The following is a 13,286-nucleotide window of genomic DNA, read 5'->3' as shown; positions in this document are numbered from 1 at the left end:
CCCCCTGCCCCTCCCCTACAAGGGAGGGGAGAACCGCAGAGGAAGCCGCCTCTCTCCCCTCCCTTGTAGGGGAGGGGCAGGGGGTGGGGTTAGTAACCTTAGTTATATAGAAGCTATAATTTGTATTTTAACGTTAAAAAATTACTCAATAACAATGAAACAATTTCGTCTCGTGGACAATATTGTTGGCTGGCTAACCTTCTTGATTGCAGCCGTTGTATATTGTTCAACCATCGAGCCGACAGCCTCTTTCTGGGACTGTCCTGAGTTTATTACGACAGGCTACAAATTGGAAATCGGTCACCCACCCGGTGCACCATTCTTCATGTTGACTGCGAACCTCTTCTCACAGTTCACCAGCGATCCATCGCACGTGGCCTACATGGTCAACATGATGAGTGCGTTGCTGTCGGCCGTCTGCATATTGTTCCTCTTTTGGAGCATCACGCACCTGTCTCGCCGCCTGGTCATCAACCAATGGAGCGAGCTGACACTGGCCAAGACCATCGCCATCGAGGCTTCTGGTCTGGTGGGTGCGCTCATCTATACCTTCAGTGACACCTTCTGGTTCTCTGCTGTCGAAGGCGAGGTATATGCCTACTCATCGGCCTTCACCGCCGTGGTATTCTGGCTGATACTGAAATGGGAAGACCATGCCGACGAGCCACACGCTGACCGCTGGCTGGTACTCATTATGTATATGGTGGGCCTCAGCATCGGTGTTCACCTGCTGAACCTGCTCTGTCTGCCCGCCATCGTGCTGGTTTACTACTACAAGCGCTTCCCCAACGCCAATGCGCTGGGCTCATTTGTAGCACTGGGCGTGTCTGTCATCATCCTGGCTGCCGTGCTCTATGGCGTAGTGCCTGGCATCATCACCGTAGGCGGATGGTTTGAGCTCTTCTTTGTCAACACGCTGGGTTGTCCGTTCAACACCGGTGAGTATATCTACTTGATCCTCTTGGTGGGCATCGTCATCTGGGCCATCTACGAGACTCAGAATGCCAAGGACACCCGCAGCAGCTGGATTCGTCAGAACTGTGCCTTTCTGCTTTCTGTAGGCATGCTGGGCATTCCCTTCTACGGCTACGGCTGGTCGGCTGCCATCATTGGCATCATCGCCCTCGTTGCCCTGTGGTTCATCTTGATCTACAGAAGAAAGAGCAACGGACAGTCACAGCCACTGGTTTCTGCACGTTTGAAGAACACCATGCTGCTGAGCATGCTCATGCTGATGATTGGCTATTCTACCTATGCCGTCATCGTCATCCGCTCATCGGCCAACCCACCCATGGATCAGAACTCTCCTGAGGATATCTTCACACTGGGCAACTACCTGAGCCGCGACCAGTATGGCTATCGCCCACTGCTCTACGGTCAGGCTTACAACTCTGAATATGCCGTTGGCAAAGACGGACGCGTCAAGATGGACCAGGGTGCTCCCATGTATCAGCGCAAGGAGAAGGCAAATGCCGACGAGCCCGACCGCTACTTTGTGGTCAGCACGAAGGACAAGCCCATCTATGCGCAGAACATGTTCTTTCCACGCATGTATTCTAACAGTCCTCGCCATATCGATGCCTACGAGAGTTGGCTCGGAGGCGTCGAGGGACGACAGATGCCTTCTAACTATCGCGAGGGCGAGACGGTGAAGATACCTACCATGCTCGAAAACCTGCGCTTCTTCATCTCCTACCAGTGCAACTGGATGTACTGGCGCTACTTCCTGTGGAACTTCGCAGGTCGTCAGAACGACATCCAGGGTCATGGCGGCGTGGAGAAGGGCAACTGGCTGAGTGGTATCCCATTCATCGATAATGCACGTCTGGGCGACCAGTCTAAGCTGCCCGACGACCTGAAGAACAACAAGGGTCATAACGTGTTCTACTGTCTGCCTCTGATTCTGGGTCTGATAGGCCTCTTCTGGCAGATCATGGCACGCGGACAGAAAGGCGTCAAGCAGTTCTGGGTGGTCTTCTTCCTGTTCTTCATGACAGGTCTGGCCATCGTCATCTACCTGAACCAGACGCCCGAGCAACCGCGCGAACGTGACTATGCCTATGCTGGTTCGTTCTATGCTTATGCTATCTGGTGCGGTCTGGGCGTAGTGGCTATCTACGATCTGCTGCTCAAGAAGTTGAAGAACGTCAACCCCGTGGCCATCGCTGCCGGTGTCGCTGCCGTAACGGTGCTGATCCCCATTCAGATGGCCTCGCAGACCTGGGACGACCACGACCGCTCTGGTCGCTACACCTGTCGCGACTTCGGACAGAACTACCTCATGTCGATGCAGGCCGAGGGCAATCCTATCATCTTCACCAATGGCGATAACGACACCTTCCCCTTGTGGTACAACCAGGATGTGGAGGGCGTTCGCACCGACGCACGTGTCTGCAACCTCTCTTATCTGCAGACCGACTGGTATATCGACCAGATGATTCGACCCGCCTTCGACTCTCCCGCACTGCCCATCTCATGGAGCCGTCTGGAGTATTGCTCAGGCACTAACGAGTATATCCACATCGAGCCCAACTTCAAGAAAGAGGTTCTGAACTACTACAAGCAGGATCCTGAGGCTGCACGCCAGAACTTCGGCGATGAGCCGTTCGAACTGAAGAACGTGCTGAAATACTGGGTGCGCTCTAAGAATCCCGAACTGCAGGTCATCCCCACCGACACGCTCTATATGACTATCGACAAGGAGGCTGTGAAGCGTAGTGGCATGCTGATGCAGGGCGACTCTATCCCCGACCGCATGGTCATCTCGCTGAAGGGTCTCAACTCTCTGGACAAGAGCAAGCTGATGATGCTGGAGCTGTTGGCCAACTGCAACTGGGAGCGTCCGCTCTACGTGGCTTACACCGTTGGTCAGGAAAACTACATGAACCTGGGCGACAACTTCGTACAGGAGGGTCTGGCCAACCGCATCACACCGTTCACTACCAACGTGAATGGTCGTCCGCTGGAAGGCATGACCGACTTCGATACCGACAAGACCTACGACAATGTGATGAACCGCTTTAAATATGGTAATGTCAATGCCGAGCGCATCTATCTCGACGAGACCGTCATGCGTATGTGCTACACCCATCGTCGTCTGCTGGCTAAGCTGGCTACCGAGCTGGCCTACAAGGGCGAGAACGACAAGGCTGCTAAGGTGCTGGCTAAGTCTGAAGAGATGCTGCCTGCCCGCAATATTCCTCATGAGTACCAGGGCGGCTCACTCGACATGGCGCTGGCCTATTCGCTGATTGGCAACAAGGCAAAGGCAAAGGATCTGTTGTCTCAGGTATGGAACCGTGACAAGCAGTATGTAGAGTTCTATCTCTCACTCGACAAGAACCTGTTCTTGATGTCTGCCAGCGACTGCCGCATTCAGTTCTATATCATGCAGAGCCTCATCTCGATTGCCGAGGATGTTGACCCGGCACTCGCAGCCAATTACACAGCCGAGTGGCAGCAATTCATGAACACATTTGTAAGCAAAGGCGGCAAGCTACGCTAAACCGCACCCTTATTTAAATGATTATTGAACAACCCGCCGTCTATCTGAGATGGCTATATCCTAAAGCACTGTGGCGTATGGACCGTCATGAACGTTCAGTCTATCTGACGTTCGACGACGGTCCTATCCCAGAGTCCACACCTTTCATCCTGGATATCTTGCGCAGTGAGGGTATCAAAGCCACCTTCTTCATGGTGGGCGACAACGTCAGGAAATACCCCGACCTGTTCCAGCAGATTCTGGACGAGGGGCATCAGGTGGGCAATCACACCCATAATCATATCAGCGGTTTCCGCCATTCGCTCCACGACTATAGCTATAACGTGGAGAAGGCCAACGCCTATATCCACAGCCACTTCATGCGCCCACCCCATGGGTGGATGCGTCTGGACCAGTATGCGTGGCTCAGCAGAAAGTATAAGGTGGTGATGTGGGACCTCGTGACGCGCGACTATTCTAAATGGATGACGGCCGAGGATATCCTCAACAACGTGAAGCGCTATGCGCGCAACGGGTCTATCATCACGTTTCACGACTCTCTGAAGTCCATCGAGAAGCTGAAGACAGCGTTGCCCGCCAGCATCAAATGGCTGAAAGAGCAAGGCTATGAGTTTAAGATATTCAAATAACCCCTCCCCGACCCTCCCGAGGGAGGGAGAAAAGAAGGAGGCAGAGAGAATAAAGTCTCCCCTTGGGGAGATTTAGAGGGGGTTATATTGTAATCTCTGCCGATCCGTAACAACGGTGATGCTCGGCATCATACACCACGCAGAACTGTCCCGGTGCCACGCCGTGGATCGGATCTTTCGAGTGTACGATGAAACTTCCCTCGCCGGTCTTTTCCAGTGTGGCCTCATGGAACTCTGGCGTATGACGAATTTTGAACGTGATCTGTTCGCCTGGCATCTCGCCATTGATGCTGTGAAATCCATGTATGGGGAAGTCCTGCTTATAGGCAGTCTCAGGATCGTAACCATGCGACACATATAGCAGGTTCTGCGCCACATCTTTCTTCACGATGAACCAGGGGCCGCCGCCAAAGCCTAAGCCTTTACGCTGTCCGATGGTGTAGAACCAGTGGCCGTTGTGCTTACCGATCAGCTTGCCCGTCTCCAGTTCCAACACGTCGCCCTGCTGTTCGCCCACGTACCTTTTTATATAGTCCGTATAGTTGATCTTTCCCAGAAAACAGATGCCCTGAGAGTCACGACGCTTGGCATTCACCAGATGTTCGCGCTCGGCAATGGTGCGCACCTCGTCCTTCACATAGTGACCGATGGGAAAGATCGCTTTTTCCAACTGCCAGTCGAAGATCTGCGCCAGGAAGTCGGTCTGATCCTTCACGGGGTCGGGACTAGTGCAGAGCCATGAGACAGCCCCTCCTTGGGAGGGGCTTGGGGAGGTTTCCTTTTGTGCATAGTGGCCGGTGGCAATCAGGTCGTAGTCGTGTCCACGCTTCTCGTGGAAGGCACCAAACTTAATCAGTCGGTTGCACATCACGTCGGGATTAGGTGTCAGTCCGGCCTTCACCTTATCCATAGTATAGGCCGTCACCTGGTTCCAGTATTCCTGATGACAATCCACCACTTCCAACTTGCAGCCATACTTACGGGCCACGGCGGTAGCCATTTCCAGATCTTCCTCGCTCGAGCAGTCCCACTCCTCTTCCTCCTCTGGACCTATCTTGATATAGAAGCAGTCTGGATGCAGGCCCAGTCGTGCAAACTCATACACCACCACACTGCTATCCACGCCACCCGAGAGCAGCACTGCTATGCGTTTATCCTTTAATTCATCTATATTCATGCTGCAAAGTTACGAATAAGTGAGTAAAGAACAAAATAAAAAACGCTTTTTCAGTTTGTTAGCTCCAGAAAGACAGCCCAAAACAACAGCTTAAAACGGCGGTATATTGCGCAAAAAGCTGAGCTTTTGAAACATCATTTCTAAACTATAAAGACCATCCTAAACTCTAAAAAAAAACATTCTAGACTTTAGAAATGATAAATCTAGACTCTAGAAAGGTGGTTTCTAGACTCTAGAAATGCACATTCTAGACTCTAGAATCAGACCAAAACAACCACTTTTGCACCACAAAAGTGCCACTTTAAGCAAATAATAGCGCCACTATTCCATAGCAAAAGAGGCCGTATCAGTGACATGAACCGCAGGTGAACCGCAGGGACGGGTACCTGTTCCATTGGCTATATGACGAAAGAAATTGTATTTACGAATCGAGTTTTTGCTATTTATGGTGCTCCTATATGGTTGTTTGGTGTTGTTTCAAGTGCTATTCATCTTTTATGGACGAAAACTTTATGTGGTAGGCTAGAGACTCCAAACTCTATGAAAAGATGACGGCAGCGAAAAATAGCAAAAGAATTGGAAGTTATGAACTTGAACGTAATCTCTACGGCAGGTCATCAACATGATACCTGCCGTTGTGCATCTATAAATAAGTGTTATTCCACAGCAATAAGTTCACGGCCTATTTTGTGCAGACCTTCAACGATGCGACGGCGCTGTTCTGGACGAGGCTTTTTAATACCGTTGGCATAGTGGCTCAGCTGGTGCTGATTGATACCTGAAACACGGCTGATTGCAGCAATGGAGGCATAAGGAGAGCACATTTGCAGCAAGGCTGCAGCATCCAGATGGTACTCGAATTTGTAGTCACCATCGCGAAGCCACTGGGGAACATCATCGCCATCTGCAATCATTCCTTCTACATGGAAGTTGAGTGTGTTGCGTACTTCATCAATAAGTTCGTTGTACGTTTTGGCAGTAACAACCACTGCACCAGGCACGTTCTCGCTCAGAGCTGCACCATAATTCTTGTTACACCAAGATACATTTACAATAATTTTTTCCATATCCATTACTTTTTTATTATTTCCAACCTGCCTGTTTCCAAATACTATTCAAGAGAAATTGGCTTAACACCTCATTTTTATGTCCTCTGATAGTCACCTTGCCTTTCTTCTGAGGATGCTTATATTGTCGATGGTCACCTTTGGTGGCTACAAGGACCCATCCGTCAGCTTCAAGCATTTTGATGACTTCAATAACCTTATATGCTTTCATGTTTATACTTAATGTTGGCGCAAAGGTAATAAAAAGAATACCATTTAGCAAATAAAAGCATCAAAAAAAGTATTCTTTTTAATACTCTTTAAGAAAAAAATGATCCGCAGTGAACCGCAGGGACGGGTACCTGTTCTATTCTGTACCGAAAAGAGGTCGTGTCTGTTACTATTGACACGACCTCTTTACTATTCCGTATATAAATCTTGCAAAGGAACCTCCTCTGCAACTGGCGACCTATTACAGGCCTTTTGCAGGATAAAGCGCATCCCACCAACTAGGATCATCCTTCAGCCATTTCTGGAACCATGCCATCTGTGTGGCCAACCACTTCTCTTTCTTAGAGTAGTCAAGGATGTGATGATTCTCACCCTTTACCTGCACCAGAGCTACCTCGCGACCGAGTAGCTTCAAGGCCGTAAACATCTGCAGACTCTCTACCAGAGGCACGTTGGTGTCGGCATCACCATGGAGCAGGAGCAGCGGCGTGTGAATCTTGTCGGCATTGAACAGAGGCGACTGGTTGACGTAGAGGTCGCGATGGCTCCAAGGATAGCTATTGGCCATCGACACCTCACTGTAGTTATAGCCCCAATAGCCCTGTCCCCAATAGCTGGTGTGGTTGGCAATGCCTGCATGACTCACGGCTGCAGCAAAGATATCGGTCTGTGTCTGCAGATACTGCGTCATGAAACCGCCATACGATGCACCCATACAACCAATCTTCTCCTTATTAATAAAGGGATGAGCCTCACAGATCTTCTTCGTGCCCTCGATGATATCCTCAGCAGGTCCGCGACCGGCGGTGTTCACGTGGCGCGAAGCCCACTCCTGACCGAAGCCGGTGGCACCACTGGGTTCGATGATATAGGCCACATAGCCCAACGAGTTCCAATACTGAGGGGCATAGGGTGACTCGAAATAACGACTGGTGGGCGAGCAACCGCCATAGTAATAAACAATCATGGGATATTTCTTCGTCGCATCAAAGTCTTTTGGCAGATAGAGGCGTCCATAGACGGTGTCACCCTTCGAGTTGGTAAAGTTCCAGTCCTCGCAGGTGCCCAGCTCGGCATCGCCCAGGGCTTTACGACCATCAAACAACAGCACCTCGCTGCCTTTCTTGGCGGGGTTGGTGGTCACATAGGCAGAGGCTGGCTCCATGGTTTTATAAGAGAGATAAGCCACGGTGCCGGCATGCGAAGCCATGTCCAGGCGGTAGATATTGTCGCCATTCACGGGCAGGCGCTGAATCTTTCCGTTCTTTGGATTGAGCTGATACAGATAGATATAGTCGCGACACTCAGCACGGAAGTAAACCATGCCATCGGCTGCCGACCAATTTACGCCGCCTGTCAGCGAGGGATCGAAGTCCTTGGTCAGGGGCTTCACCTGCTTTGTGGCGATGTCATAGAGGAACAGCTCGTTCTCGGTCATGCTGGGTGTCACGTCGGCAGCCAACTGACAACCGATGCGGTCGAAGGCCTCGGGCGTACCCGTGAAGATGATCTGACTGCCGTCGGGCGAGAAAGTGCCGCCGCCCAGGAATCCCGCACACTGCATCAGCGTGTCGGTCTTCAGTGTCTGGGCATCGATGATAAACACATCCTGCACCTCGGTGGGGCGCTTGGCCAAACGAGAGTATGAAGAAACCACCAGCAATTTCTTGCCGTCCTGCGAAATGTCCGAGAGATAAGTGGTCTGACGTCCAAAGGTGATGCGCTGGCACAGGCCGGTGGCAATGTCGTAGCGCTTCAGGTAGTAGCGCGAACGCCAGCCGGGCTGACGGTCGTCCATCTCTAGCACCTGATAGACGTCAGCATCCTCTTTGGGGCCTTCCTCCGTGCCTGTAAAGATGATATAGTCTTCCGTAGGACTGATGGTATAGCCCTCGCGAGGCACATCATAGGCCCACTGCGTGCGCTGGCCCGTCACAGGGTCCACCTTGTAGAGCACACGTTTGTCGCCCTGATATTCCTCTTCAATATAGGCACAGGTGCGGGGCATCCATTCACCCATGGAACCGGGGCGCGACAACAGGCGCTGGCTCTTCACGTCGCGCAGCTCGTAGCTCCACTGGCTCTTGCCACCACGGGCTGTGGTCTGATAGGCCACCATCACATACTTTCCATCGGCCGACAGCGAGATGTTACGTACACGTTTTCCGTCGGTCAGGTCGTGAACCATATAGGGATGCTGCTTGGTGACAACGGGCATTAATGCACGTGTCATATCCATGGTCACCCGAACGCTGTCGCTATCCGAGGGCTGAGCCAGAAAGCGGATGGCCACCTCGTGGTGTTCGGGAGCCAGCTTCACTTCGCCCATCACCTCTTGTCCATCCACATAAACCTTGCAGTTCTTAGGACCTTTCACGCTGATAGTACCCTTCGTGAAATCACTGTTGTTCACATAAAAGCTCAGCACACCCACGCTCTTGCTGTCGGCCAGCGAAGGCAACACACAACCCTCGAAGGTGGTCTGTGGCTGACTGCTCAGGGCCAGGTCGCCAAGCAGACTTTTCTCGTCAAACTTATCACCTTTCACGTTCACAGAGTCCATCTGCTGTGGTGTCTTCACCGCATACGGACCTGCCAGGTTGAAGACCTTCACATCGGTCTTCACCTGTGCCGATGCCGCCATAGCCAATAGCGACATCGCAAAGAAAATCTTGCGATTCATCATTGTTTTTTTTAATGGTCTAGTTACGAGGTGCAAAAGTACGAAAAAAAAATGACTCTCTAACTATATCCGTTCTATAAATTCTATTTCCACGATGCGCAACTCATTTTTTGTCTCTCCGCCATTTCTAGCTTTAAACAGGTCAAGCTCGCCGGCTGCAGGTTCTGCAACCTCTACAATACCGCCAAATGCATCTTGATCCTTACCGGCACCTTTCAGTCGGATGGTTATCTCATTGGTCTTCACACGCTTGGTCGGCGTCAGATGGATATACCCCAGGCAACGTTCGGTCTCACCGCTCCATATCAGGGTCTTACCGGCATACACTTCTATTGGATAACTGCGCAGACGCCACCCGGTCAGTTTCAGACAGATATCATCTACCACGGCTTTCTTCGCCAACCGATAGGTAATCCATGCCGTAGCGAGTCGTCCGTCGTTTTTCCATTCCGACAACTCATTGTCATCATAGCTACAAACAGCGTGCTGACCATCATAACCGGCCTTGGCCGACACAATCTCTATGCCGCGTGCCTGTGGTGTGTAGGAAGGTGTCAGCGGTGTCTCGCCTCGGTTGAATAGTCCAGGAAGCAGCGATGCGTGACAATGGTTTTTTACGCTGTTCATCGACACATAGGCGGGTTTCAGTCCCTCGGCATAGGCAGAAAGATTGATCTCGCCAGCATTCGTGGTTGTTCGCACCAGCACCCTGTTCACACCACATACCATCGGCACCGACATGGCGGCAGACTCGATGCTGCCAATCCATCGGGCTTCTCCCCATAATGAGAAATGTACCTTTCTATCATCCAGCGGACAGCGACGTCCCTGTTTATCGACCACCTCTACTTGTACCAACACCATATCGGCACCGTCGGCCTTGATGCCCTGCGGATTCGCTATTGTAGTAAGCTTCAGCTGGTAGGGTTCACCCGCTGTCTCCAGTTGATACCGACTTCCGTCTGAACCTACAGCCTCCAATGTTCCGGGTTCAAAAGGCACATGATCGAAGGTAAAGAGGTAGCGATAGCTCTGCTTACCCTGGCCGAGCGACCGTCCGTTCAGGAACAGCTCAACACTGTCGGCCGTCGATACTACATAGACAGGCTTAACCAGACCACTCCCCTCTCCCATTGTAGATGGACTGGGGCAGAGGCTCCAATGTCCCACGATATAGGTCTTCGCTGTCTCTGGCTCCACCCATCCGTTCCACATCACCTGGTGGGCATAGAAAGCATCCTTGGGAATACGCATGGCGTCAACAACACCACTGGTACGGTAGTGCTTCTCGCCGCGGTGATGGGTGTTCGTATCGCTGAACACAATCTTCACACCGCCAGCCGACACCCGTGTGCCTGTTCCGGGACGTTCTCGCCAGTAGTCATACCAGCGGCGCACCATCTCCACGGCAAACGCATCCATGTTATGGTTGTATTCATTCGCTGGTTTACCACGGTACAGCGGACCGTCACCCTCCTTGTGGTAGGGGTAGCTCTGCTCATCCCAGTATTTGCGCAAGCCCTCGTCACGACAGTATTCCATCGCCCACATCGGGTGTTTCTTGCTCTTGTTGATATACAGCATCTCACCACCATATTCTGCCTCATCGATGTCAAGCATCTCACGACTACCGATGGCTCGTCCGCCATAGGGGTCGTACTGATTGCGAAGGGCTTTCATCTCTAACATATGTTCACGACTGATACTCTCGTTGCCACTTTCATAAAACAGGATTGACGGGTTGTTGCGGTTATAGACGATGGCATCACGCATCAGTGCGGTGCGCTGTTGCCAACGGGCACCGTCCACATCTTTCTCGGCATCACCGGCAGGCATGGCCTGTGGCAATCCCACGCGGTCGCAACTCTCAACATCTTGTTTCCATGGCGTCACATGCATCCAGCGTACCATGTTCGCCCCGCTCTCCACCATCAGCGCGTTTGAGTAGTCGCTCAGCCATGCCGGCACACTGACACCGACACCAGGCCATTCGTTCGAGGTACGCTGTGCATAACCATGCACCATCATCACGCGGTCGTTCAGCCATAGCTTACCATCACCGAAACGGGTCTTGCGGAAACCAGTACGGGTCATGACGTTGTCAACGGTTTCACCATCGGCCACCAGTTCCGTTTTCACCGTATAAAGATAGCCGTAGCCCCACGACCAGAAATGCAGATTGTTAACAGGCTGCAGTATTTTTACAGTACGTATTTCGCCAGGCTGCATTGTCAGACGCTCGCTATTAAAATTAGCGACCTCTTTACCTTCCACGTCAAGCACTTTGGCTAAGAATATAAACGAACGGGGCTTAACATCCTCGTTGCGAATCTGCGATTCGACGTGTATCGTTGCTTGGTGATTGGGGATATCGAAATCGGTAGCATAGATATAGGTTCCTGTCGTGCCGAGGTTCGAGTAGAGCGGCAATGTCTGATAGAGCTTGTCCGTGATATGTAGCCACACATTCTTTGGCAGACCACCATAGTTGGCATTAAAATTCTTATCATTCCACTGGTAGCGACTGTTCAAAGTGCGGTCGCGATACGTCCAACTGTTGTCGCAGCGTACGGCCATCACGTTGCTGCCCACCTTGACAAACGGCGTGATATCAAAGCCAAAAGCCATCACACCATTGTCCGAGAATCCGACCTTCTGACCGTTCACCCACACATCAGCTCCCTGACGGGCGCCTTCGAACTCGACGAATACTTTTCCATGCACATCAGCATGGGTCAAGGTGAACGTCTTGCGATACCAGCAAATGGTATCGGTCAAGTTCACAATATCCTTGCGAAAGGCCTCTTCGCCATTGAATGCATAAGGCAGCGTCACCCGCTGCCACTGACTATCATCAAAGTCTGGCAGGCTCGCTTCCACGAAATCGCCTACTGTCAGTCGCCAGTCGTCATTAAAACACAGTTTCTGTCGCTCCGCTGCATTCATGCTACCAGCGAGCATCAGCAAAAGTGCCATTAAAGCGCAAAATTCAGATTTCATTGATTAGTTTTGTAAATTAGTAATTGGTTTGTGAGGGCAAAGATAAGAAAAAAAAGACAGGAATGTAGTGAATCCTATCTTTTTCTCATCAATTTATTTTCCCAGTTCCCAAAAAGCCACAGCAGCTGCTGCCGCCACATTGAGGGAGTCAACGCCATGAGCCATGGGGATGCGCACCACATAATCGGTGGAGGCGATAGTCTCCTTGGGCAGTCCGTCGCCCTCGGTACCCATCACGATAGCCAGTCTTGGTTCTGCCTTCAGCACGGGGGCATCGAGCGCTATCGACTTGTCGGTCAGCGCCATTGCCACGGTCTTGAAGCCCAGCGCGGTCAGTTCGTCGTAACTATCCAACCAGGTCCAGGGCACCAGAAACGCCGAACCCATCGACACGCGAACAGCCCGTCGGTTCAGTGGGTCGCAGGCATTCTTTGTCAGCAGCACGGCATCGATACCCAAAGCAGCTGCAGAACGGAAGATGGCCCCAATATTAGTTGTATCCACCACCCCATCGATGACCACCACGCGGCGGGCGCCGTCGAGCACACTGGCCAACGAGCGTGGTTGTGGACGGTGCATGGCGCACAGCACACCACGTGTCAGCGTGTAGCCAGTCAACTGCGCCAGCAGTTCGCGCTCGCCTGTATATACGGGAATATCGCCGCAGCGCTCTATAATGTCTGCGGCATCGCCAGTGATGTGTCGTCGTTCGCACAATAGTGACACAGGTTCATAGCCGGCATCGAGTGCCACGCGTATCACCTTAGGGCTCTCGGCAATGAAAACGCCTTTCTCTGGATCGAGCACATTTCTCAACTGTGCCTCTGTCAATTTCCCAAAGACCTCCAGTCCTTCCTGTGCCAACGATGTTACTTCTATAATCATTTGTTCTTTATTTTAAGCCTGCTACGCAGGGAAATCCTGAGAAATTCTGAACTCAATTTTGTATAATTTCCACGCGATAGCGTGCCGTATCTCTTCTATCTCAAGCCTGCTACGCAGGGAAATTTTTCAA

Annotated in this window: 9 protein-coding genes; 3 read left to right on the top strand and 6 right to left on the bottom strand. The window is 51.7% G+C overall.

All coding sequences use genetic code 11. The features are described 5' to 3' along the window. The first annotated feature begins 154 nt into the window (after positions 1-154). On the top strand, positions 155-3,505 hold the full coding sequence (locus tag T433_RS0100040) for a protein O-mannosyl-transferase family (protein WP_027454369.1): 3,351 nt from the start codon (positions 155-157) through the stop codon (positions 3,503-3,505). Between the two features lie 17 nt (positions 3,506-3,522). Further along, a complete protein-coding gene (locus T433_RS0100035; protein ID WP_027454368.1) occupies positions 3,523-4,134 on the top strand; it encodes a polysaccharide deacetylase family protein in 612 nt (203 codons plus the stop codon). An 82-nt stretch (positions 4,135-4,216) separates the two neighbouring features. Here T433_RS0100035 and mnmA read toward each other — a convergent pair whose 3' ends face one another. Next, positions 4,217-5,311: a tRNA 2-thiouridine(34) synthase MnmA gene (mnmA, locus tag T433_RS0100030; RefSeq protein WP_027454367.1), complete on the bottom strand. Its 1,095-nt coding sequence runs from the start codon at positions 5,309-5,311 to the stop codon at positions 4,217-4,219. Between the two features lie 402 nt (positions 5,312-5,713). Here mnmA and T433_RS16980 point away from each other — a divergent pair, with 402 nt between their 5' ends. Then, entirely contained in the window at positions 5,714-5,863 is a 150-nt protein-coding gene (locus T433_RS16980; protein ID WP_394331351.1) for a type IIL restriction-modification enzyme MmeI, read from the top strand. Between the two features lie 104 nt (positions 5,864-5,967). Here T433_RS16980 and T433_RS0100025 read toward each other — a convergent pair whose 3' ends face one another. The 5 genes from T433_RS0100025 to T433_RS0100005 form a co-directional block, all read right to left on the bottom strand. Further along, positions 5,968-6,378: a hypothetical protein gene (locus T433_RS0100025; protein ID WP_027450909.1), complete on the bottom strand. Its 411-nt coding sequence runs from the start codon at positions 6,376-6,378 to the stop codon at positions 5,968-5,970. A 16-nt stretch (positions 6,379-6,394) separates the two neighbouring features. Next, a complete protein-coding gene (locus T433_RS0100020; protein WP_027450910.1) occupies positions 6,395-6,589 on the bottom strand; it encodes a type II toxin-antitoxin system HicA family toxin in 195 nt (64 codons plus the stop codon). Positions 6,590-6,829: 240 nt separating this feature from the next. Further along, positions 6,830-9,274 (bottom strand): S9 family peptidase, encoded by a 2,445-nt coding sequence (locus tag T433_RS0100015; RefSeq protein WP_052356905.1) that lies wholly within the window; start codon positions 9,272-9,274, stop codon positions 6,830-6,832. 60 nt (positions 9,275-9,334) lie between these two features. Next, entirely contained in the window at positions 9,335-12,271 is a 2,937-nt protein-coding gene (locus T433_RS0100010; RefSeq protein ID WP_027454365.1) for a glycoside hydrolase family 2 protein, read from the bottom strand. A 93-nt stretch (positions 12,272-12,364) separates the two neighbouring features. Then, positions 12,365-13,156, bottom strand: coding sequence for a TrmH family RNA methyltransferase (locus T433_RS0100005; RefSeq protein WP_027454364.1), 792 nt, complete (start codon positions 13,154-13,156; stop codon positions 12,365-12,367). Positions 13,157-13,286 lie beyond the last annotated feature (130 nt).

The sequence above is a fragment of the Xylanibacter brevis ATCC 19188 genome (assembly GCF_000621725.1).
GTDB lineage: Bacteria > Bacteroidota > Bacteroidia > Bacteroidales > Bacteroidaceae > Prevotella > Prevotella brevis.
This window is presented reverse-complemented; position numbering and strand designations above follow the sequence as displayed.

Excerpts from the sequence above, each read along its gene's own strand:
- T433_RS16980 (WP_394331351.1), top strand. The coding sequence starts at position 5,714 with ATGACGAAAGAAATTGTATTTACGAATCGAGTTTTTGCTATTTATGGT.
- T433_RS0100020 (WP_027450910.1), bottom strand. The coding sequence starts at position 6,589 with ATGAAAGCATATAAGGTTATTGAAGTCATCAAAATGCTTGAAGCTGAC.
- T433_RS0100040 (WP_027454369.1), top strand. The coding sequence starts at position 155 with ATGAAACAATTTCGTCTCGTGGACAATATTGTTGGCTGGCTAACCTTC.
- T433_RS0100035 (WP_027454368.1), top strand. The coding sequence starts at position 3,523 with ATGATTATTGAACAACCCGCCGTCTATCTGAGATGGCTATATCCTAAA.
- mnmA (WP_027454367.1), bottom strand. The coding sequence starts at position 5,311 with ATGAATATAGATGAATTAAAGGATAAACGCATAGCAGTGCTGCTCTCG.
- T433_RS0100005 (WP_027454364.1), bottom strand. The coding sequence starts at position 13,156 with ATGATTATAGAAGTAACATCGTTGGCACAGGAAGGACTGGAGGTCTTT.
- T433_RS0100010 (WP_027454365.1), bottom strand. The coding sequence starts at position 12,271 with ATGAAATCTGAATTTTGCGCTTTAATGGCACTTTTGCTGATGCTCGCT.
- T433_RS0100025 (WP_027450909.1), bottom strand. The coding sequence starts at position 6,378 with ATGGAAAAAATTATTGTAAATGTATCTTGGTGTAACAAGAATTATGGT.
- T433_RS0100015 (WP_052356905.1), bottom strand. The coding sequence starts at position 9,274 with ATGATGAATCGCAAGATTTTCTTTGCGATGTCGCTATTGGCTATGGCG.